This window comes from Photorhabdus bodei (assembly GCF_003287735.1).
Taxonomy (GTDB): domain Bacteria; phylum Pseudomonadota; class Gammaproteobacteria; order Enterobacterales; family Enterobacteriaceae; genus Photorhabdus; species Photorhabdus kayaii.
In genome coordinates this window covers 65,131-85,542 of the sequence record NZ_NSCM01000005.1, presented here as the reverse complement: position 1 = coordinate 85,542, position 20,412 = coordinate 65,131, and the positions used below count along the sequence as shown (strand labels likewise).

Below are 20,412 nucleotides of genomic sequence, written 5' to 3'. Positions count from 1 at the left end.
ATGTAAATCCATTTTAGGTTAAAATTAGAGTGTATGGCACGAAAAACTAAACAACAGGCTGAGGAGACCCGGCAACAGATTATAGACGCAGCTATAAAAGAGTTTTCTGAGCGCGGTGTCTCGGCTACTTCACTGACAGATATTGCCACAACAGCTGGAGTAACCCGAGGGGCAATTTACTGGCACTTTAAAAATAAAGTAGACCTGTTTTCCGAAGCTTGTAAAATAACAGATTCTAAGATTGACGAATTAGAGAAAGAGTATCAAGCAAAATATCCTAATAATCCACTCCTGATTTTAAGAACTTTAATCATCCATATCCTGACGTCGGTCACTGATGATCCGAAAAACCGGCTATTAATGGAGATTTTTTTCCACAAATGTGAGTTTGTTGGTGAAATGTCTGCCTTGGTGGAAGTCCGTCAGGAGCTGTGTGTTGCAGATTATGTTCGTATTGAAGCATCTCTTTCCGGCTGTATTGCGTCAGGTCAGCTTCCTTATAATCTTCATCTACGGCGAGCGGCTATCATGTTAAGAGGATTGATAACGGGCTTATTGGAAAATTGGCTATTTGCACCAGATAGTTTTGATATTCAGAAGGAAGCCGAGTCGTTAGTGGATAGTTTTATCGATATGCTTAAATATAGTGAGCATATGAAAGTCACTGAAAAATGAAGAACTAGAATATAGAGGAAAATTAAGGTGAATTCTATTTTGGTAATTGCTAACAATGTGGCTAATGGCAAAAAGTCATTATCTTATGCTCTTTGTTTATCTGCTGTTATATAAGAGATTAGACTGAGAAACTAAGCTGAAATTATTTCTAATATCAGATACTGTTGCCGGTTTTGTTAAGGAAGAGACTGAAGACAGGCTGTAGCCTAAGGTAAATGCTGAAGATTTTGACTGTGTAAAATGTACTGATTCTTTTCGGAAAGAGAACGGATAACCATCTATGTTGGAAATACGAAATGTGACGCATGCCTATGGCGAGCGAGTAATATTGAAAGAATTAAATTTGCAGCTTAAGGAAAAACGCATTGCCATCATAGGTAGTAATGGTTGCGGCAAAAGTACATTCGCACGCCTTCTTAATGGATTGTTGGTACCGAAAAGTGGTGATGTTTTGGTGGATGGTCTGAATACCAGAACGGAAGGTAAAGCGATCCGACGTAAGGTTGGTTTCGTATTTCAGAATCCTGACAATCAGATCGTTTTTCCAGTCGTTGAGGAAGATTTAGCCTTTGGCATGAAAAATCTCGGGTTTACCAAGGATAAGATTCGACAAAGAACGCAGGAGGCCCTTTCACGCTATGATTTACTTCAATTTAGGGAGCATCCTGCCCATCTTTTAAGTGGTGGTCAGAAACAACTCCTTGCGATTTCCGGTGTTCTTGTGATGGAGCCCGATTACATTATTTTCGATGAGCCTACAACCTTGCTGGATTTACGAAACAAGCGCCGTGTTGCCGAAGCAATCGATAACTTATCTCAAACTGTGATTGTAGTTTCTCATGACCTTGATTTTCTAGTGGGATTTGATCGTGTTCTGGTTTTTGATGAGGGTCGTGTCGTTGTTGATGACATCCCCTCTATTGCTATCCCTGAATACGTAAGGATGATGTTATGAGCCTGTCTGGATATAATCCTGGTTCATCATTTGTGCATCGAGTTAGTCCTGGGCTTAAAATTATTTCTTTGCTCATTCTGGGAACATTGCTTTTCGTTATTCCACGTATCGATCTTTCTGCTGCGGCATTGGCGGGAATCGTACTTTTATACTTGTTAGCCAAAATCTCATTAAAAACTGCTTGGATGCAATTACGGCCGGCGTTATGGATCTTCGCGCTTATTTTCATAGTCCAATTGTTTTTACACCACTGGACCACAGGTGTACTTGTAATAGTTCGTCTTACCTCTCTTTTATTGCTGGCCTCGCTGGTCACTCTCACTACTCGCTCTTCTGATATGATCGACGCATTGGAAAAGGGTCTTGGGTGGTTGTACTATCTTGGCATCAATCCTGGAAAAGTGAGTTTGGCTCTATCGCTTGCTTTGCGGTTTATCCCTGTTCTGGCGTCAATTACAGAAGAAGTACGGGAGGCGCAGAAAGCAAGGGGCCTTGATAAGAGTGTCATTGCAATTGCAGTTCCTGTTATTGTGCGGATGCTCAAAATGGCAGACGATATTTCCGCCGCTATTGAAGCTAGGTCCTATGATCCAGAATTTGACAGAAATAAATCAAGCAGCAAGTAAAACAGAGGTTGTGGCTTTATCGAAAAGAAAGGGGGATTAAATGTCTACCAAAGATATTGTTTATATAGCACTATTTGCCTCTTTAACCGTAGCACTGGGTTTATTTCCGCCACTGACACTTCCCGTTGTGGGCGTTCCGATAACAGCGCAGTCAATGGGAGCAATGCTTGCTGGTGCCATTATTGGTGCGAAACGGGGTGGATTAGCATTGTTGCTCTTTTGTGTGTTTGTTTCCGTTGGATTACCGGTAATGTCTGGAGGGCGGGGAGGATTGAGTGTATTTCTCAGTCCAAGTGGTGGCTTTATTTTGGCATGGCCGATTGCCGCTTTTGTTATCGGCTATTTGTATGAGAAAAATCTTGCAAAACTGAATATCTTTAAAGAAGCTGTATTTCTTGTCTTTGGTGGAATTATGGTTGTTTATGTAATCGGTATCCCGTGGATTGCTGTATTTGCTAATATCAGCACCTGGCAAGCAGCCGTAGGTTCAATTGGGTTCATACCGGGAGATATTATTAAAATCGTACTGGTTATTTTGATTGCGAAAACGGTTCGTCGGGCTTACCCCACTCTTGAACCGCGTTCTTAAGTGTCAGTTTTTGTCGTGGGTTGATGTTTGTTTGTAATTACCCAATAGTTACCGCTAAGTGTCATCATTGTGCCAATTATGGCCCAAATGGTTGGACGATAGCCTTCTGTAACGCTGGAGATCGTTAAGGCTACGAGTGGAACGAGAAGCATGGTATAAGCTCCTCGTTCAGCCCCCAAGCGACCAACAACGGCAAAGTAAGTTGTATACCCAATTACCGAAGGAAACAGGATCAAATAGAATAGAGATGTTACATAGGCTGGTGATAGATCAAAATCAAACGTTTGCTTGGTCAAAAAGGCGTAGCTGAGCAAGAATATGGTGCCATATCCCATAGAAATCCCGGTCATTGGCAGAACAGTGACACCTTTTCTCTGTAACTGAACTGCGGAAATGTTAGCAAATGAGAATGTCAGGGTTGCTGCGATTGCGTAACCGAATCCTGTCCAATTCCATTCATTATTTAAAAATTCTGGACTAAAGACTAAAATTATCCCAGTTAGCCCAACTACAGCGCCTACCAGCACTGACCATGAAATCGATTGCCGTAGGAAGAGAATTGTATTTATGGAGTTGAATAATATGACTGAAGAGTAGGTAAGGGCGATTAGACCGGTAGTGATCAAGGCCGTAGCCTTGTAAATCAGCAAGAATGTGACAGCGAATCCTAATGCTCCAAGTGCGGCAAAAGAGAGGTGCTCGCGCCAGGTGTGTGTAAGTCTTTCCCGTGAAATCACAGCAATCAGAAGTAGCAGTACCGACGCACACCCAAAACGATAAATCAGGGATATTACAGGTGAAACATCAGTTAATTGCAGTTTTGCTGCATACCACGATGTTCCCCCAGTGATGATCGTCACGACATATAGAACAGCAGTGGAGCAAGAAGAGGAACTCTTCATATTCAGGTCCCAAGTGTTTCGCTGAGATGTATTACGACCATAAAATCAACTTCTTCTCATTTAATACACCGATGAAGGAGCCTGTTGCAATGCGATTGCCACTTGCAGGCAGGACAATATGAGGGTTAGTTGTGTTGAAAATGACGACTGAACTAACTTGAGGTCGAAAAGTGAAAGATTCGCAATTAACCAATAGAGCACTATCATACGGTTTGTATGTTTTATCAATGGTAGTATTCTTGAATGGTTGGTTATAGATCACGGTTTCTCCTCCCTGAGAGGGAGATAAAATATAGAGGTTCCAAGCAAGCTGAGTCGATATATCTCCGACGACTAAATTTCCTTTCGCAAAAGTGGGTGCGTAATCTACATGTAGATCTGAGCCACCGGAGATAATTCGAACGATACCGGTAAAATAGGGACCGAACCCCGGTTCTTCTGCGACAGAAATGCTGAAATTTGTATCATGATTGATGTATCGCATGAACCGATCAACGGGATCAAAAGCTTGATTGATAATTTGGATGCGATCTTGCTCAGCTACGCTAACTTGAGCAAAATATTGCTCTTTTGGTTGATCACGATAATGAGCGAGTGTATTTCCCAAATAAAACCCCGGCCTTCCAAATTCATAGGGTTTTGCCTTCATGCTCAGTATTGCAGACGAAAGTTGTTCTGTTTCTTTTGTCGTTGCAAAATCATCTATCATCGCTGCTGGAATCTTGTTATCTATGATTGCCTGCAAGCTTTCTGATGATAATTTGACAAGTTCGTTTGATACCCACCGTGACGACATAATAGTCGATTCCTAGCCGATTTTCTTTATATTAGAAAAATTGATCTATTGATGGTCAGTATCAATCATATAGCATTGATTGTATAAAAATGCAACACTTGATCACATTCAGGAGCGTAACTCATGACAATATCCCTGAGAGGTCACCACCTCTTGTGTATTCTTACCTATGCGGGCAACGGATACTCCCCTAGTTTTGTTGAAAACTACAATAGGATTATTCCTCGAATTCGGGACGAAGATATCTTGATTGTGGCAGGACCGGATGACATATGTATTCCCTTGCTTGGAGAAGATGAACCTCATTGTTTTGGCGAGAGTGTTATTATCCGGGATAGTCGAGCTTTGGAAGCTGTTGGTTCTCTTATGGGCCGACCAATTGAGATAGGTCATACGCTGAGGCTTGATGAAACCTATTTAAAACAGGCGCGATGGGCTTTCAATCGTGGGATCATAAGATCTGCTTGTATAGGCTGTGAATGGGAACCGCTTTGCACTCGAATTGCTGCGGATGATTATTCTTCAACGTTTCTTAAACGAAATAGTGGAAAGAGCGAGTGACGATATAAAGCCGTTTGAAATTTAGCAAAGGCTGATATTGATATGAATGTATGATCACATACTTAAGACAAACGTGAATCTTTTATAGTATCGATCAAGATATCTATTAAGGTGTTTGAAGTAAATCGTTCAATATTCCTTCGTCGACTGTGATTGCTTCGCTAATTTTGCTTGATAGTCGTGTTTGACTATTTCCAGTGCGGCGAGTGCGATTTCAGGAGCGATTTCATTGCATTCAAGTAAATAGATCAGATCAACAGCAAGTTGAACTTCGGGTGGTGCGTGTTCGACGGACATAAAGCATTCCTCATCTGAATCGTTAATCCATGTTCTCTTTGTATTCGATTGATTTTTCAATTCGCGTCAGAGATTGACGGCAACGTGCTAGTCTTCCGGCTAATGCCGCGATTTCTTTCTGTATTTTTTGTTGATGATTAAGTGTAGTTTGTTGATTCAATTTTAGCTCTCTATCATTGATCATTGCGAGCAGGCGGCGTTCATAATCCTGATGTTCAGCCAGTTTGTGATACAGGTCAGTAGTTTGTTGTTTATGTTCAAATCGGCTCTCTTTTTTTCTCAATGACTGGGTAGACAATTCACGCCTTAATGCTTCTATTTGGGCAACTAAGCGTTCAGTCAGAAATGCGACCTGTTCGGTTCGGTGATCCTGCACACACTCTTTGAGTTGTTCCATGTTGTGCCTGACTTCTTGTAGATAACCACGGAGTTTATCGCTGTGTCGGTTAAATAAAGCCTGATCAAACCGGGCAGTAGAGAATGGTGTGTCTGCTAATGGTGCTATCTCTTCCGCCAGTATATCGACCTGTTTTTCGAGTAAATTTAATAACGGCTGCGTATTCATTTATACCTTAAAATGGTTATGCCTTGCGAAGCAGAATTAATCTGGGACGACAAAAAGTAGGCTGGTGCGTGTTCATTAGTTGCTTTTTTCTATCAGTTTGAATAGATTTTAGCACCTTCGTGTTCTACTCATTGGCACCGATTATGACCGCAAATGCGCAGCAACTGCAATTTATTAAAGACAGTATTGAAACTATTCCTGATTATCCAAAACCAGGGGTTCTTTTTCGTGATATTACCACTTTATTGGATAACCCTCTTGCCTACCAGGCAACAATTGATCTTCTGGTGGAGCGATATCAGGACAAAGGCATCACAAAAATAGTTGGCACTGAAGCTCGCGGTTTTCTGTTTGGAGCCCCGGTTGCGTTACGACTTGGTGTTGGTTTTATTCCTGTTCGTAAAGCGGGCAAACTACCTCGGGAAACATTGAGTGAAACGTACAATCTGGAGTATGGCACTGATACGTTGGAAATGCATAAGGATAGCGTAAAAGAAAATGATAAGGTGCTGGTTATTGATGATTTGCTGGCAACGGGTGGTACGGTTGAAGCCACTGTTCGTTTAATCCGTCGTTTAGGTGGTGAGGTTTCTGAAGCGGCATTTATTATTGGTTTGCTTGGCTTAGGTGGTGTTGAGCGCCTGCAAAGACAAGGTGTAAGTAGTTTTACTCTACTTGAATTCCCAGATCATTAATCTGCTTATTTTTGTATTACTAACATATCGGCCTCGCTGTCTGTAGTGAGGCTGTGTTAGCATGATACCCAACTGTATTCGATTTTTCCGGTATCAATGAGCTATCAGGTACTTGCCCGTAAGTGGCGCCCACAAATATTTTCTGATGTAATTGGTCAGGAATATGTCCTGACTGCGTTAGCTAATGGTCTTGCCCATGGCCGGCTTCATCACGCCTATTTATTTTCTGGCACTAGAGGTGTTGGGAAAACAACGATCGCCCGTTTGTTTGCTAAGGGGCTAAATTGTGAAACAGGTATTACTGATAAGCCTTGCGGTAAATGTGTTAATTGCCTTGAAATTGAACAAGGGCGATTTGTCGATTTAATTGAAATTGATGCGGCTTCCCGTACTAAAGTTGAAGATACGCGCGAATTACTAGATAACGTGCAATATGCTCCGGCTCGTGGGCGTTTTAAAGTCTACCTGATTGATGAAGTCCACATGCTTTCCCGCCACAGTTTCAATGCATTATTGAAAACGTTGGAAGAGCCGCCTGAGCATGTGAAGTTTTTACTGGCAACGACTGATCCGCAAAAATTGCCAGTGACTATTCTTTCCCGTTGCTTGCAATTCCATCTCAAATCGCTGGATATTGGTCAAATAAGCGCTCAGCTTGAGCGTATTCTTAAAGCTGAACATATAGAGAGTGATAACCGCGCTCGTCAGCTATTGGCTCGTGCTGCTGATGGCAGCATGCGTGATGCATTGAGTCTGACAGATCAGGCTATTGCTATCGGACAAGGCTTGGTGACGACTGAAATAGTCAGCTTGATGCTAGGAACTTTAGATGATGAACAGCCGTTATCAATTATTGAAGCATTGATTCGAGCTGACGGTCAGCAGGTTATGGCATTGGTGGAACAAGTCGCTTCACGGGGGGCTGATTGGGAGGATTTGTTAGTAGAAATTCTTGCATTGCTGCATCGTATTGCAATGCTCCAGCTGTTACCTTCTCAGCCAGAAATCGCTTCTTCATCAATTGAAGGCCGTTTGCGGATATTGGCAAAAGCTGTTTCACCGGAAGATTTGCAACTTTATTATCAAACTTTGCTGATTGGTCGTAGGGACTTACCGTATGCACCGGAGCGCAGGATGGGTGTTGAAATGACGCTGTTCAGAGCCTTGGCATTTCATCCGAAAACAGTTATTGAAGAGGTTGCGGCACCGGTAGTACATCCTGCGGTTATACCATCAGTTACAGCACAGCCGAAACATAGTGATCAGGGAGATGTGCCACCTGCTAATTATATTAATGAACCGGCACAATTGGATAGAACTGCTCAGTCGGAACCCCAGATACCTCAGGCGCTTGCATCAAGCCCAACAGCGCAGTTGCTGAAAGCAAGGAATGTGTTATCCCGACAGCAAGAGCAAGCGTCGACAAAAAAGCCTGAATCAGCTACGCCTGTTAAGATGAAGTCAGCAACTTCAGCATTGGAACGGTTTGCCGCAGTGTCAGGACAGCGACCTCAGTCATCAATAGATAAAAAACAGGAAAACAAGTCTGAGAAAAAAGAAGCTTACCGTTGGCGTGCCAAGAATATTGAGGAGAAAACAGAAACTCATGTGGCCACACCAAAGGCTTTAAGAACAGCTTTGGAACATGAGAAAACACCAGAACTGGCAGAGAAATTAACGGAAGAATCTAAACAGAGAGATGCATGGGCCGCAGAAGTTGGTAAACTTAAAATTCCTAAACTGGTGCAGCAATTGGCATTAAATGCATTCAAAGAACAGGTTAGTGAAAATAATATCCGTTTACATTTGCGTTCGAGCCAGCGTCACCTTAATTCCGCTTTCACACAAAAGTCATTAGCGGAGGCTTTAAGCGAGTTGTACGGCGTAACAGTTGAATTCAGTATTATTGAAGATGATAATCCTGCGGAGAAAACTCCGCTGGAGTGGCGACAAGCCATTTATGAAGAGAAATTGGCACAAGCTCGCCAATCAATTATTGCGGATAAAACTATTCAAACATTGCGGCAGGTATTTGATGCTGAATTGGATGAAGACAGTATCCGACCGGTTTAACCATGCTGCAATCTGTACCTTGTTGTACGATGTAGCCATAGCGAAGAGAGAAATCTATGTTTGGTAAAGGTGGTTTGGGCAATTTGATGAAACAGGCCCAGCAAATGCAGGACAAAATGCAGAAAATGCAAGAAGAGATCGCCAATCTAGAAGTGACGGGGGAATCGGGAGCAGGTCTGGTTAAAGTGACTATCAATGGGGCTCATAATTGCCGTCGTGTTGAGATCGATCCAAGCCTGATGGAAGATGACAAAGAGATGTTGGAAGACCTGATTGCTGCCGCATTCAATGACGCAGCCCGTCGTATTGAAGAAACTCAGAAAGAGAAAATGGCAGGCATTTCCAGTGGGATGCAATTGCCACCAGGCTTTAAGATGCCATTCTGATGCAAACCAGTCCTCTCCTTGAATCCTTGATGGAAGCATTACGCTGTTTGCCAGGGGTTGGCCCTAAATCTGCACAGCGGATGGCTTTTCATCTGCTACAGCGTGATCGCAGTGGTGGAATGCGTTTGGCTCAGGCATTGACCAGAGCAATGTCAGAAATTGGACACTGCAAATATTGCCGGACTTTTACCGAACAGGAACAGTGCACAATTTGTGCTAATCCACGCCGTCAACAAAATGGTCAAATCTGTGTGGTTGAAAGTCCAGCGGATATTCATGCTATTGAACAAACTGGGCAGTTTGCCGGGAGTTACTTTGTATTGATGGGGCATTTATCCCCATTAGATGGCATTGGTCCAATGGATATTGGTTTAGATTGTTTTGAGGATCGTCTCTCTACTGAGGAGATTTCAGAGGTGATTCTGGCGACTAATCCAACAGTGGAGGGAGAGGCCACTGCCAATTATATCGCAGAGATATGCTTTCAGTATGGTGTAACAGCAAGCCGTATTGCTCATGGTGTGCCGGTGGGTGGTGAACTTGAGATGGTAGATGGTACAACATTGTCCCATTCACTTGCTGGGCGGCAGAAGATTACTTATTAATCTTCTGTTAATGCCTTACGGTTTTGTCGAGTTGTGACCGAATAGTGTTGTAGTCTGGTTAGAGCAAGTCGTAAAGGTTTTGAGGCGCTACATTTTATGTGGCGCATGCCTTTTAATCCATTTTGCTATGATCAAAAGTTACTTCATAATTCTTTTGGATAATCAAACTTGAAATTCAACTTATTTATCCCCATCTGCATATTATCGTCTGATTTTGTCTGTCTGAACTGGATTTAGATTGAGGTAATAAATGAGTATGAAAGGTCAGGAAACCCGTGGATTTCAGTCTGAAGTAAAACAACTTCTGCAATTAATGATCCATTCACTCTATTCCAATAAAGAGATTTTCCTTCGTGAACTAATCTCAAACGCTTCCGATGCTGCTGACAAATTACGTTTCCGCGCATTATCTGTTCCAAAACTTTATGAAAATGATGGTGAACTACGCGTTCGTCTTTCTTTTGATAAAGAAAAGAGAAGCATTACGATTAGTGATAATGGCATTGGTATGACTCGTGATGAAGTTATCGATAATCTTGGAACAATCGCTAAATCAGGAACAAAAGCTTTTCTGGAATCTATTGGTTCAGATCAGGCTAAAGACAGCCAATTAATTGGTCAGTTTGGTGTTGGGTTTTACTCTGCATTTATTGTGTCTGATAAAGTCACTGTACGTACTCGTGCCGCCGGCGCTTCAATTGATCAGGGCGTATTCTGGGAATCTGCTGGTGAAGGCGATTACACGATTGCCGATATTGAAAAAGAAACCCGTGGTACAGAGATCACCCTTCATTTACGTGAAGGAGAAGATGAATTCCTGAATGACTGGCGTTTGCGTTCTGTTATCAGTAAATACTCTGACCATATTGCCTTGCCGGTTGAAATTGAAACCAAAAATAAGAGCGAAGAAGAGGGTGAAGAGGATACAGTAACTTGGGAGAAGATTAATAAAGCTCAAGCTTTATGGACTCGTGGTAAATCTGAAATTACAGATGAAGAGTATAAAGAGTTCTACAAACATATTTCTCATGATTTTACTGATCCGCTGATCTGGAGCCATAATCGCGTAGAAGGTAAACAGGAATATACTAGCATGCTCTATATTCCATCTCAGGCTCCGTGGGATATGTGGAACCGTGAGCATAAGCACGGGCTGAAATTGTATGTCCAGCGTGTGTTTATTATGGATGATGCGGAACAGTTTATGCCGAACTATTTACGCTTTGTCCGTGGTTTGATTGACTCCAACGACTTGCCACTGAACGTTTCCCGTGAAATTTTACAAGATAATTCTATTACCCGTAATTTACGTAATGCATTGACCAAACGTGCATTACAGATGCTGGATAAACTGGCGAAAGATGATGCAGAAAAGTACCAGCAATTCTGGCAACAGTTTGGTCTGGTAATGAAAGAAGGCCCGGCGGAGGATAGTACCAACAAAGAAGCTATCGCTAAATTGCTACGTTTTGCTTCTACTCATAATGACAGCTCGGCACAAACAGTTTCTCTGGAAGAGTATGTTAGTAGGATGACGGAAGGTCAGGATAAGATTTACTACATCACCGCAGACAGTTATGCTGCGGCGAAAAACAGTCCTCATCTGGAGTTGTTCCGTAAGAAAGGTATTGAAGTTCTGTTACTGTCAGATCGCATTGATGAATGGATGATGGGATACCTCACTGATTTTGATGGTAAAAAATTCCAGTCAGTCAGTAAAGCCGATGAATCCTTGGATAAACTGGCAGATGAAAACAAAGCCGAACAGGAAGAAATTGAAAAGCAGCTGGAGCCGTTTGTTGAGCGTGTAAAAACATTGCTTGGTGATCGAGTAAAAGAGGTTAAATTGACTCACCGTCTGACTGATACTCCAGCAATTGTCACAACAAATGTGGATGAAATGAGCACGCAGATGGCGAAATTGTTTGCTGCGGCTGGTCAACAGGTGCCGGACGTTAAGTACAATTTTGAGCTGAATCCTGATCATCAGTTGGTAAAACTGGCTGCTGATATCAGTGATGAAGTTCAATTCGCGGATTGGATTGAACTGTTGCTTGATCAGGCATTGTTTGCTGAGCGTGGCACGTTGGAAGACCCAAATCAGTTTATTCGCCGTATGAATCAGCTATTGTTGTCTGAGAAAGCTTGATTTAATCATTTTTTTGTGACGATTGGAAACCACGCCTCCGATAATGAGATGGGGCGTGGTTTATTTTTACAGAAAAATATCACGAAATCGTTTACCTGTTTCCTTGAGCGAACCCCATGCTAAATGGTATGGTGGCTCGTTTTCTCAAAATATAAAAACTAACTAGCAAGGGGATTTACGCAATGCGTATCATTCTGCTGGGCGCTCCGGGCGCCGGTAAAGGGACTCAGGCGCAATTTATCGTGGAGAAATATGGGATCCCTCAAATTTCTACTGGCGATATGTTGCGTACTGCGGTTAAGGCTGGCTCAGAATTGGGTTTAAAAGCAAAAGCGCTGATGGATCATGGTAAGCTGGTTACTGATGAACTGGTTATTGCTTTGGTCAAAGAGCGCATCAAACAAGATGACTGCCGCAATGGTTTCTTGCTGGATGGGTTCCCCCGTACTATCCCCCAGGCTGATGCAATGAAAGAAGCGGGTATTAATGTTGATTATGTCTTGGAATTCGATGTTCCCGATGAACTCATTATTGAACGTATCATTGGGCGCCGTATACATGCGCCATCTGGCCGTGTTTATCACATTAAATTTAATCCGCCAGCAGTGGAAAACAAGGATAATGTTACGGGTGAAGAGCTGACTGTTCGTAAAGACGATCACGAAGATATCGTGCGTAAACGTTTAGTTGAATACCATCAACAGACAGCACCTTTAGTGTCCTACTATCAAAAAGAAGCAGAGGCAGATTATACCAAATATTTTAGAATTGATGGTACTCGTAAGGTATCTGAGATTAGTGAAGAATTATCTAAAATTTTGGATTAATCAACCTGAATGATTCTTAGAGGGCGACTAATAAGTCGCCTTATCCTATATTATTTAGTTACTGTATCAGGTAAATTAGTCGATTTTTCCTCATTGTTTTCGTAGATAAACATGATTTTCATCTGTATTTTATTATGCTAGGGTTTTCACTAGCGAAACAATGAAGGATCGACATAATGAACAACGGTAAATTTGGTGTTTTATTAGTTAATCTCGGCACTCCTGATAAACCGACAACTGCGGCTATAAGACGTTATTTAGCTGAGTTTCTTAGCGATAAAAGAGTCATAGATTTATCTCGATTTATCTGGAAGCCAATATTATATGGTTTTGTTTTGCCTTTCCGCTCCTCACGTGTAGCAAAGTTATACCAGAAAATTTGGACTGATGAAGGTTCTCCTCTATTAGTACATGGCCGTCGGCAACAGAAATTACTGGCAGAAAGACTTGCTGACATCCCTGTTGAACTGGGAATGAATTACGGTTCTCCATCTCTTGAACAAGCGATTGACAACTTACTTAAGCAGAATGTTGAGCAGCTGATTGTTTTACCACTTTATCCCCAATATTCTGGTTCCTCATCTGCGGCTGTATTTGATGGTGTTAGTCTGGTATTGCAAAAATACCGCACTATTCCTGGGATTCACTTTATTCGTAGTTATGCTGATCATCCGGCTTATATTTCTGCACTGAAAGAAACTATTGAGCAGAGTTTCGATAAGCATGGTCAACCAGACAGATTATTGCTTTCCTATCATGGCATTCCGCAGCGTTTTGTTGATACGGGCGATATTTATGCTGAGCAGTGTAAGTTAACAACACGATTGCTAAAGCAAGCAATTAATTATCCGGCAGAGCAGGTAATGATGGCTTATCAATCACGTTTTGGTCGTGAGCAATGGTTGACACCATACGTAGATCAAACGATGCAAACTCTACCTAATCAGGGAATAAAACATATTCAGGTACTTTGCCCTGGTTTTTCGTCTGATTGTCTGGAAACGCTGGAAGAGATAAAACAGCTAAATAAAGAGATGTTTCTTAATGCAGGTGGGAAAAAATTTGAATATATTCCGGCGCTTAACGACAACGCTAGTCATATTTTACTACTTGAAGAGTTGATCAACGGGTTTGTCAGAAACAGGAATGAATAGTGATAGGATTAATCTATCATTAGGGTTCATTGGCTTTTTAAGGTATATTGCTACACAGATGCCAGCCTGGTGGAACTGCCATACTTGTTTCAGAGTAAATGGGAATTAACCTATAGGCTCAGTGGGATGATGTTTTGTATATCAATTAGTAACAGCATATTTGGATTTGGATATAAATAATGAGTAATAAACCGATTAAAGACACTAATTTCAGTGAAGAATATTTTAATTATTACAATTCAAAACAAGATGATGAAATTGATTTGTTTGAGTTATTCTCTGTTTTATTTCAATCAAAGTTATTGATTATCACTATTACTATCCTTTTTGCTGTTATTGGCTTTGTAGCAGCATCTTTGATGCCACAAAAGTGGAGCAGTTCGGCTTCTATTGTTAAACCTCAACTTGAAGAGATACAACCACTTAGAGATCTCCTGACTAAGTTAGAGGTTTTAAGTTTACAACCATCAGTAACTTCATCGTCACTGTATAATAATTTTTTAAATAATTTTAATTCACGGGTTTTGCGTGAAGAATATCTGGTTAATACAGAATATTTTAAAAATCTGGTGGCTGAATCAGGTGATCATTCACCATTTGCAAAAAGAAAACTTATTGAAAAGATTGTGAATGATAATATTTCATCTTCTTCAAAAGCGGAAAAAGATGATGAAAATGGTGAAACTAAATTGACTTTCAGTGCCGGAACCGCAGAAGATGCATATAATCTGTTAAATGGCTATATTGACTATGCGTCGTCTGTTGTCCATGAACAGGTGAAGAGTGAATTAAGTGATATAGTAAAACAAAAGCTTAATTACTCTGAAGGTTTATATAACGTTGATTTAAACCGTGTGAATAATATACAGGAAGCTAATATTGAGCGATTGAAACATGCATTATCTATCGCTAATTCGGCAGGAATTAAAAAGCCTATTTCCAGTGAAGGAGCAATGATCAAAGACGATCCAGATTATTCCATTGCTTTGGGGGCTGATGCATTACAACGTAAGTTGCAAATTACAGAGGAGATAAAAGATCCCACCTTGATTGATGCTGACTTACGTAACCGTTTGTTCTATATAGAAGAGCTGAAAGCACTTAAAGTAGATAAAGTTAACTTCCAACCATTTAGATATATGCAGGCTCCTTATGAGCCGACAGCGAAAGATTCACCGAAGCGTCTACTTATCTTAATAGGCAGTGCTTTTCTTGGGCTGATCTTGGCTGTGGTGTCTGTTCTAATTCGTCATATGGTACGTAGTCGTCAGCAAGCGGCTTAAGTTTTCCTTGGCAGTAAATGTCGTAGTGACATTTGCTGCCTGTCAGTTTTTATTGTGCTAATATGCTGCACCTTTTGGCGTTATAGCATCAATCAAAAATGAAATTCCCTGGTAAACGTAAATCAAAACACTATTTTCCCGTCAGTCTGCGTGATCCTTTACTCCAGCCAATTAAAGAGATGATGGATGGTGAGAATAACCGAGCTTATATCGTTGGTATCGATCAGACATTAGTGGATATTGAGGCGAAAGTAGATGAAGATTTTATCCAGCGCTATAACCTCAGCCAAGGGCATTCATTAGTTATTGAAGATGATGTAGCTGAAACCCTGTATAAAGAACTTACTGATAATAATCTTATTAGCCACGAATTTGCTGGTGGCACTATTGGTAATACTTTACATAATTACTCAGTTCTTGCCGATGATCGTTCCGTCTTATTGGGTACTATGTGTAGTAATATTCAGATTGGCAGTTATGCTTACCGCTACTTATGTAACACGTCTAGCCGTACTGATCTGAACTATTTACAGGGAGTGAACGGGGCAATTGGTCGCTGTTTTACGTTAGTAACGGAAAATGGTGAGCGGACTTTTGCCATCAGTCCTGGGCAAATGAATCAACTTAAACCGGAAAGTATTCCTGAGAAGATTATTGCTGAAGCTTCTGCTTTGGTATTAACTGCTTACTTGATTCGTTGTAAACCGGGAGAACCAATGCCAGAAGCAACCATGAAAGCTATCGAATATGCGAAAAAGCATAGTGTACCTGTGGTTCTGACGCTAGGGACGAAATATGTTATTGCTGATGATCCACAATGGTGGCGTGATTTTCTGGTTGAGAATATTTCTGTTCTGGCAATGAATGAAGATGAAGCTTATGAGCTTACTGGTTTCAGTGATCCACTATTGGCTTCGGATATGGCACTAGATTGGGTCGATTTAGTTTTGTGTACCGCAGGTCCGGCTGGATTATATATGGCAGGTTATACGGAAAAAGATTATATGCGTCAGACAACCCATCCATTGTTACCGGGTGCTATTGCTGAATTTAACCGTTATGAGTTCAGCCGTGCTATGCGTAAATCTGATTGCCAAATCCCGATGAAAGTTTATTCCCATATTGAACCTTATATGGGGGGGCCAGAAAAAATCATGAATACCAATGGGGCAGGTGATGGTGCTTTATCTGCTTTGCTGCATGATATAACGGCTAACAATCACCACAGAATGAATGTGCCTAATTCCAGTAAACATATCCGTACTTATCTAACATATTCATCACTTGCTCAAGTGTGTAAATATGCCAACAGAGTTAGCTATCAGGTATTGAGTCAGCATTCCCCACGATTAAGCCGTGGTTTACCCGAAAAAGAAGATAGTTTGGAAGAATCTTACTGGGAACGATAATTTTAAAATTTCGGCACCGTATAAATTAATGAGGTGCCGAAATTTAGCTATAAAATCATTTATTAAGATTGTAAATGGTAGTTAGAGTTTATTTTATTAACAGCAATGATTTTTCGTCGAATTTATAAAAGGCAAAGTATTTTATTCTTATTTATATATCTGTTTAAATAAATTCAAATAACATTTAAAAATGTCCTAGAATAGAATATTTATATCACCCAGATAGCAATAATATGCAAATAAAATTTTCTATTTGTTTTTTATATTTAACTTATATTGTTGTTTTTTATATAAAAATTTCGTGTGACGGCGCATTTCTAATATAGCTAGATACGGCTAAAATCACCAATCCGGTTCATGCTGATTTGATTATGTACCTAATTTTTCTGTTTATTGTAATAGGGATTAGCTAAAGGAAGAATTTGGACTAAAATCACAATTTTTAAAAATCTTGGAACTGATTTATCAATTGTTGATTTTACTAATTATAATCAAGATGATTAGCTAGAGAATACTCCTTTATTAGTAATATACTGAAATGATACTAGCTGTGTATTGAAATGATATTCTTTATATATTGAAATGATATCGGCCATATATAGAAATGATATTAGTTATATATGGATTGGAGCTGCTATATTTTAGGAGTATTCCCGAGGTTAATACGGAATTTCATATTTTTTGTATAGTATTGAAATGTAAATTAGTGTTTTATGATGCTAATTTAGATAGCGAAACTTTGGCGATGATTGATAACTCAGAAGGATCATTTAGTGAAATAGTTTTTGTTTTCTGTAATTATTTTATTTTGTTGCCTATATTAGGAAAGGTTTCTTGTATATTTTATTACTGAATTGGAGTTATTGAGATTACTAACATTGAGAGAAAAGACGAACCTAATAGCTATTAAGTGAAAGTAATGGTATTTAATGACCGTAACTTATTATTGTTAATTTAAAGAGATGGGGGGCGTGATGAAATTTTTTACTGAAAATTTCCTATTATATTTCAAATAATTAATTATTATGTATAACAGCCACTGAGGATACTATGAATAGTTACTACGATTATATAAGAATTGCCAGTATGGTGAGTATGGTCTTAATTATGCCGGGACCAACAAATACTCTTTTGGTATCATCTGGATATTCACATGGTTTTATTAGTACACTCAGGCTGATATTAGCTGAGGCATTGGGTTATATAACAGCAATTAGTTTGTGGGGGTTATTTTTATCTACAGTCTCTCATGCTTTCATATGGTCACTGGTCGTCTTAAAGATGTGTGCTTCGACATACATTGCTTATCTAGCTTTTAAAGTTTGGCATTTCTCATTAGACAAGAATGTAGCAAAAATCCATTTTATCACGGTATTATTTGCCACATTGCTGAATCCTAAGGCTTTTGTGTTTGCTACATATATATTTCCTCTTACTGCATTTACTTTGTGGTCAGAATACATTCCATGCATGACGGTTTTTGTTTGTGCGTTATTACCCGTTTCCCTGATTTGGGTGGGGGTTGGGAAAATGCTATATGTAGGAAAGTTGGGAAAAGGAATTTTAAAACCCGATTTGTTTTATCGTCTTGCTTCTTTAGTGTTATGTGTTTTCTCTGTTTCAATGTTTTACACGTCAATGAAAGGTGTTTTATATCTTTGATATAATCGGATGTTTGATATTGCGCCCTCCCGACTGATTGGCTTTTTCATTAATAGTCTCATTAAGCTAATAGTGGTTGAAGGTAGCTTGGATTGTATAGAGTTTCCTTGTTGTAACTAGGTAAATACCATGATCATGTTAAGTAATGCATGGTATTTACCCTCCCTATTAATAAAAAAATATTTACCTCAATGGGTTGCTGAATCTTGTTTTGAATGGGCTAAGGATTAATTGATAATTCGACTGATTTTTGTTGTATAGAATTGAGTAAAGCAATACTTCAACTGAAAGTTTTGTTCCCTCTGAACCGTTCTTATCACTGATACTTAAGTGATAAGAACGGCTCATGATCCCTACTCGGTAAGGAATAGGGAATGATTCCATCAGCAGTCGCTTTCCTCAAAGTAATGGCGAAAAAGGCGATGCTGGAGGTGGTTCAATCGGATAGCTTTGCTCACTGTTGGCGAATACAGTTGCCATTGTTTTAGCAATTTCATGCTCACCAATAATGACGTGGCTAGCTCCACGCTCTGTGATATAGGTAACTTCATCGTCATAGTCGGCTCGGACGATAATATTAATATCCGGGCGTGCTTCTCTTGCACAGGCGACAATCTCACCCGCTTCATAGCCATTAGGAATAGTTAGTAGGAGGGAGCAGGCACAATCCAAGCGCGCCAGTGACATAATATCTTTGCTGGCAGCGTTGCCCATGACCGCACTAATACCTTGTTCACCGAGTTCCTCAAATTTAGCTCTGGTGTTTTCAATAACAACCAGAGGGATCTCTTTTTCCTGCAAGCGTTGGCATAGCAAGCTGCCGACACGTCCGTAGCCGACAACGATAGTGTGGCCGCAGATATCGACAGGAATTTGCGTCTCTTCTTCCAACGTTTCTTCCAGTAACTGTTCCTCAATAGTTTCTGTTTTTTCTAGATAGCGATCCAACAGACTAAATAGAACTGGGTTTAGCATGATAGAAACAATCGCGCCAGCCAGAACAAGGTTACGGGCATTTCCATCAAGCAGGCCGAGTGCAACCCCAAGACCGGCTAGAATAAAGGCAAATTCACCGATTTGCGCCAGACTGACTGAAATCGTTAACGCGGTGCGGCGTGAGTGGCCGAACATCTTTACAAGTAACATTGCAGCGGCGGACTTACCAATAATAATGATTGCCAACGTTGCCAATATCGATAGGGGCTGTTGAATGAGGACCATTGGGTCGAACAGCATGCCAACAGAAACGAAGAATAATACGGCGAAAGCATCTCTGAGTGGCAGCGTATCTTGGGCTGCACGGTGGCTTAGTTCTGATTCGTTTAATACCATCCCGGCGAAGAACGCCCCCAGTGCGAATGAAGCATCAAACAGAGCAACGGCACCGTAAGCGATACCCAAGGCGATAACCAGTACAGCAAGGGTAAATAGTTCCCTGGAGCCGGTACTAGCGGTTTTTGCCAGTACCCAAGGGATTAGACGGCGGCCAACAACAATCATCAGCAAGATAAAAGCGATAACTTTGCCGACTGTCATGGCGAGCTCCATAATTAACTGCCCGATATTGGCTTCCTTATTACCAAGAATACCGGCAGCCGCGGGCAGTAATACCAGAGTCAGCACCATCGCTAGATCTTCGACAATCAGCCAGCCAATAGCTATTTGACCTCGTTGGCTATCGATCAGTTGGCGCTCTTCTAGCGCTCGTAATAGAACAACGGTACTGGCGGTTGATAGACAGAGACCAAAGACGATACCGCTAAATAATTCCCAACCCAGTATTGCTGATAGCCCTACTCCGAGTAGGGTCGCGACCAATATTTGTGCAATAGCACCAGGGATAGCAATAGATTTTACTGCTAACAGATCTTTGAGTGAAAAATGCAGTCCGACACCAAACATCAATAAGATGACACCAATTTCTGCCAGTTCGGGGGCCAGTGATGCATCAGCGACAAAACCAGGAGTGAAAGGACCAGCGAGTACTCCCGCAGTAAGGTAACCAACCAGCGGTGAGATTTTCAGGCGTTGTGCCAGCATACCAAGCAGATAAGCGATAAAGAATCCGCCAACGATAGTGGTGATAAGTGGTGTCGAGTGCTCCATTAAGACTCCTTCTTGCTGAGGCTAGTAAATAGCATAGTGAAGAGGTAGGTGTAACTGTATTTTATAGATAATTCGAGGTAAATTCGCTAAAAAAATG

Annotated in this window: 20 protein-coding genes; 15 read left to right on the top strand and 5 right to left on the bottom strand. The window is 40.9% G+C overall.

Annotated features, from left to right (window positions below; genetic code table 11):
• Positions 1 to 33 precede the first annotated feature (33 nt).
• The 4 genes from acrR to CKY02_RS05765 all read left to right on the top strand — a co-directional run bounded on the left by acrR (position 34) and on the right by CKY02_RS05765 (position 2,845).
• Entirely contained in the window at positions 34 to 675 is a 642-nt protein-coding gene (gene acrR, locus CKY02_RS05780; RefSeq protein WP_112877946.1) for a multidrug efflux transporter transcriptional repressor AcrR, read from the top strand.
• A 280-nt stretch (positions 676 to 955) separates the two neighbouring features.
• Positions 956 to 1,630, top strand: coding sequence for an energy-coupling factor ABC transporter ATP-binding protein (locus tag CKY02_RS05775; RefSeq protein ID WP_112877947.1), 675 nt, complete (start codon positions 956 to 958; stop codon positions 1,628 to 1,630).
• Complete coding sequence (locus CKY02_RS05770) at positions 1,627 to 2,256, top strand: energy-coupling factor transporter transmembrane component T family protein (protein ID WP_112877948.1); 630 nt, start codon at positions 1,627 to 1,629, stop codon at positions 2,254 to 2,256. The genes CKY02_RS05775 and CKY02_RS05770 overlap by 4 nt, the downstream gene beginning before the upstream one ends.
• A 40-nt stretch (positions 2,257 to 2,296) precedes the next feature.
• Positions 2,297 to 2,845 (top strand): biotin transporter BioY, encoded by a 549-nt coding sequence (locus CKY02_RS05765; RefSeq protein ID WP_112877949.1) that lies wholly within the window; start codon positions 2,297 to 2,299, stop codon positions 2,843 to 2,845.
• Here CKY02_RS05765 and CKY02_RS05760 read toward each other — a convergent pair.
• Complete coding sequence (locus CKY02_RS05760; RefSeq protein WP_112894561.1) at positions 2,842 to 3,747, bottom strand: DMT family transporter; 906 nt, start codon at positions 3,745 to 3,747, stop codon at positions 2,842 to 2,844. The two genes, CKY02_RS05765 and CKY02_RS05760, sit on opposite strands and share 4 nt — an antisense overlap.
• A gap of 31 nt (positions 3,748 to 3,778) precedes the next feature.
• Positions 3,779 to 4,543, bottom strand: a complete 765-nt coding sequence (locus CKY02_RS05755; RefSeq protein WP_112894560.1) for a 2OG-Fe(II)-dependent halogenase WelO5 family protein — start codon at positions 4,541 to 4,543, stop codon at positions 3,779 to 3,781.
• A gap of 123 nt (positions 4,544 to 4,666) precedes the next feature.
• Between CKY02_RS05755 and CKY02_RS05750 the strand changes: the two genes are divergently transcribed.
• The gene (locus CKY02_RS05750) at positions 4,667 to 5,104 is read left to right on the top strand and encodes a DUF1284 domain-containing protein (protein ID WP_112894559.1); all 438 of its coding nucleotides are present in this window, start codon (positions 4,667 to 4,669) and stop codon (positions 5,102 to 5,104) included.
• 129 nt (positions 5,105 to 5,233) lie between these two features.
• Here the strand turns inward: CKY02_RS05750 and rsmS are convergent, their stop codons facing one another.
• The gene (gene rsmS / locus CKY02_RS05745) at positions 5,234 to 5,401 is read right to left on the bottom strand and encodes a pleiotropic regulatory protein RsmS (RefSeq protein WP_074524823.1); all 168 of its coding nucleotides are present in this window, start codon (positions 5,399 to 5,401) and stop codon (positions 5,234 to 5,236) included.
• 22 nt (positions 5,402 to 5,423) lie between these two features.
• Complete coding sequence (gene priC, locus CKY02_RS05740) at positions 5,424 to 5,966, bottom strand: primosomal replication protein PriC (protein ID WP_112894558.1); 543 nt, start codon at positions 5,964 to 5,966, stop codon at positions 5,424 to 5,426.
• 143 nt (positions 5,967 to 6,109) lie between these two features.
• Here priC and apt point away from each other — a divergent pair, with 143 nt between their 5' ends.
• The 10 genes from apt (at position 6,110) to CKY02_RS05690 (ending at position 18,209) form a co-directional block, all read left to right on the top strand.
• Entirely contained in the window at positions 6,110 to 6,661 is a 552-nt protein-coding gene (gene apt / locus CKY02_RS05735) for an adenine phosphoribosyltransferase (protein ID WP_112894557.1), read from the top strand.
• Between the two features lie 96 nt (positions 6,662 to 6,757).
• Complete coding sequence (dnaX, locus tag CKY02_RS05730) at positions 6,758 to 8,734, top strand: DNA polymerase III subunit gamma/tau (RefSeq protein ID WP_112894556.1); 1,977 nt, start codon at positions 6,758 to 6,760, stop codon at positions 8,732 to 8,734.
• 56 nt (positions 8,735 to 8,790) lie between these two features.
• The gene (locus CKY02_RS05725) at positions 8,791 to 9,120 is read left to right on the top strand and encodes a YbaB/EbfC family nucleoid-associated protein (RefSeq protein WP_049582543.1); all 330 of its coding nucleotides are present in this window, start codon (positions 8,791 to 8,793) and stop codon (positions 9,118 to 9,120) included.
• A complete protein-coding gene (gene recR, locus CKY02_RS05720; protein ID WP_112894555.1) occupies positions 9,120 to 9,725 on the top strand; it encodes a recombination mediator RecR in 606 nt (201 codons plus the stop codon). The genes CKY02_RS05725 and recR overlap by 1 nt, the downstream gene beginning before the upstream one ends.
• Before the next feature lie 256 nt (positions 9,726 to 9,981).
• On the top strand, positions 9,982 to 11,874 hold the full coding sequence (htpG, locus tag CKY02_RS05715) for a molecular chaperone HtpG (RefSeq protein WP_193493076.1): 1,893 nt from the start codon (positions 9,982 to 9,984) through the stop codon (positions 11,872 to 11,874).
• Between the two features lie 182 nt (positions 11,875 to 12,056).
• Entirely contained in the window at positions 12,057 to 12,701 is a 645-nt protein-coding gene (gene adk, locus CKY02_RS05710; RefSeq protein ID WP_112894553.1) for an adenylate kinase, read from the top strand.
• 176 nt (positions 12,702 to 12,877) lie between these two features.
• Positions 12,878 to 13,855 carry a ferrochelatase gene (gene hemH, locus CKY02_RS05705; RefSeq protein ID WP_112894552.1) on the top strand — a complete coding sequence of 326 codons (978 nt, stop codon included), beginning with the start codon at positions 12,878 to 12,880 and terminating at the stop codon, positions 13,853 to 13,855.
• A gap of 179 nt (positions 13,856 to 14,034) precedes the next feature.
• Complete coding sequence (gene wzz(fepE) / locus CKY02_RS05700; RefSeq protein ID WP_112894551.1) at positions 14,035 to 15,138, top strand: LPS O-antigen length regulator Wzz(fepE); 1,104 nt, start codon at positions 14,035 to 14,037, stop codon at positions 15,136 to 15,138.
• 98 nt (positions 15,139 to 15,236) lie between these two features.
• Positions 15,237 to 16,547, top strand: a complete 1,311-nt coding sequence (locus CKY02_RS05695) for an inosine/guanosine kinase (protein WP_112894550.1) — start codon at positions 15,237 to 15,239, stop codon at positions 16,545 to 16,547.
• Between the two features lie 1,050 nt (positions 16,548 to 17,597).
• A complete protein-coding gene (locus CKY02_RS05690) occupies positions 17,598 to 18,209 on the top strand; it encodes a LysE family translocator (protein ID WP_112894549.1) in 612 nt (203 codons plus the stop codon).
• Positions 18,210 to 18,608: 399 nt separating this feature from the next.
• On the opposite strand, the gene ybaL is transcribed toward CKY02_RS05690, so the two are convergent.
• Complete coding sequence (gene ybaL, locus CKY02_RS05685; RefSeq protein ID WP_112877963.1) at positions 18,609 to 20,315, bottom strand: YbaL family putative K(+) efflux transporter; 1,707 nt, start codon at positions 20,313 to 20,315, stop codon at positions 18,609 to 18,611.
• Between the last annotated feature and the right edge of the window lie 97 nt (positions 20,316 to 20,412).

Bases quoted from the DNA above. Each gene is read 5' to 3' on its own strand.
- hemH (WP_112894552.1), top strand. From the start codon at position 12,878: ATGAACAACGGTAAATTTGGTGTTTTATTAGTTAATCTCGGCACTCCT.
- CKY02_RS05690 (WP_112894549.1), top strand. From the start codon at position 17,598: ATGAATAGTTACTACGATTATATAAGAATTGCCAGTATGGTGAGTATG.
- priC (WP_112894558.1), bottom strand. From the start codon at position 5,966: ATGAATACGCAGCCGTTATTAAATTTACTCGAAAAACAGGTCGATATA.
- CKY02_RS05695 (WP_112894550.1), top strand. From the start codon at position 15,237: ATGAAATTCCCTGGTAAACGTAAATCAAAACACTATTTTCCCGTCAGT.
- CKY02_RS05750 (WP_112894559.1), top strand. From the start codon at position 4,667: ATGACAATATCCCTGAGAGGTCACCACCTCTTGTGTATTCTTACCTAT.
- htpG (WP_193493076.1), top strand. From the start codon at position 9,982: ATGAAAGGTCAGGAAACCCGTGGATTTCAGTCTGAAGTAAAACAACTT.
- CKY02_RS05765 (WP_112877949.1), top strand. From the start codon at position 2,297: ATGTCTACCAAAGATATTGTTTATATAGCACTATTTGCCTCTTTAACC.
- recR (WP_112894555.1), top strand. From the start codon at position 9,120: ATGCAAACCAGTCCTCTCCTTGAATCCTTGATGGAAGCATTACGCTGT.
- CKY02_RS05770 (WP_112877948.1), top strand. From the start codon at position 1,627: ATGAGCCTGTCTGGATATAATCCTGGTTCATCATTTGTGCATCGAGTT.
- CKY02_RS05775 (WP_112877947.1), top strand. From the start codon at position 956: ATGTTGGAAATACGAAATGTGACGCATGCCTATGGCGAGCGAGTAATA.
- rsmS (WP_074524823.1), bottom strand. From the start codon at position 5,401: ATGTCCGTCGAACACGCACCACCCGAAGTTCAACTTGCTGTTGATCTG.
- apt (WP_112894557.1), top strand. From the start codon at position 6,110: ATGACCGCAAATGCGCAGCAACTGCAATTTATTAAAGACAGTATTGAA.
- adk (WP_112894553.1), top strand. From the start codon at position 12,057: ATGCGTATCATTCTGCTGGGCGCTCCGGGCGCCGGTAAAGGGACTCAG.
- dnaX (WP_112894556.1), top strand. From the start codon at position 6,758: ATGAGCTATCAGGTACTTGCCCGTAAGTGGCGCCCACAAATATTTTCT.
- CKY02_RS05755 (WP_112894560.1), bottom strand. From the start codon at position 4,543: ATGTCGTCACGGTGGGTATCAAACGAACTTGTCAAATTATCATCAGAA.
- CKY02_RS05760 (WP_112894561.1), bottom strand. From the start codon at position 3,747: ATGAAGAGTTCCTCTTCTTGCTCCACTGCTGTTCTATATGTCGTGACG.
- ybaL (WP_112877963.1), bottom strand. From the start codon at position 20,315: ATGGAGCACTCGACACCACTTATCACCACTATCGTTGGCGGATTCTTT.
- CKY02_RS05725 (WP_049582543.1), top strand. From the start codon at position 8,791: ATGTTTGGTAAAGGTGGTTTGGGCAATTTGATGAAACAGGCCCAGCAA.
- acrR (WP_112877946.1), top strand. From the start codon at position 34: ATGGCACGAAAAACTAAACAACAGGCTGAGGAGACCCGGCAACAGATT.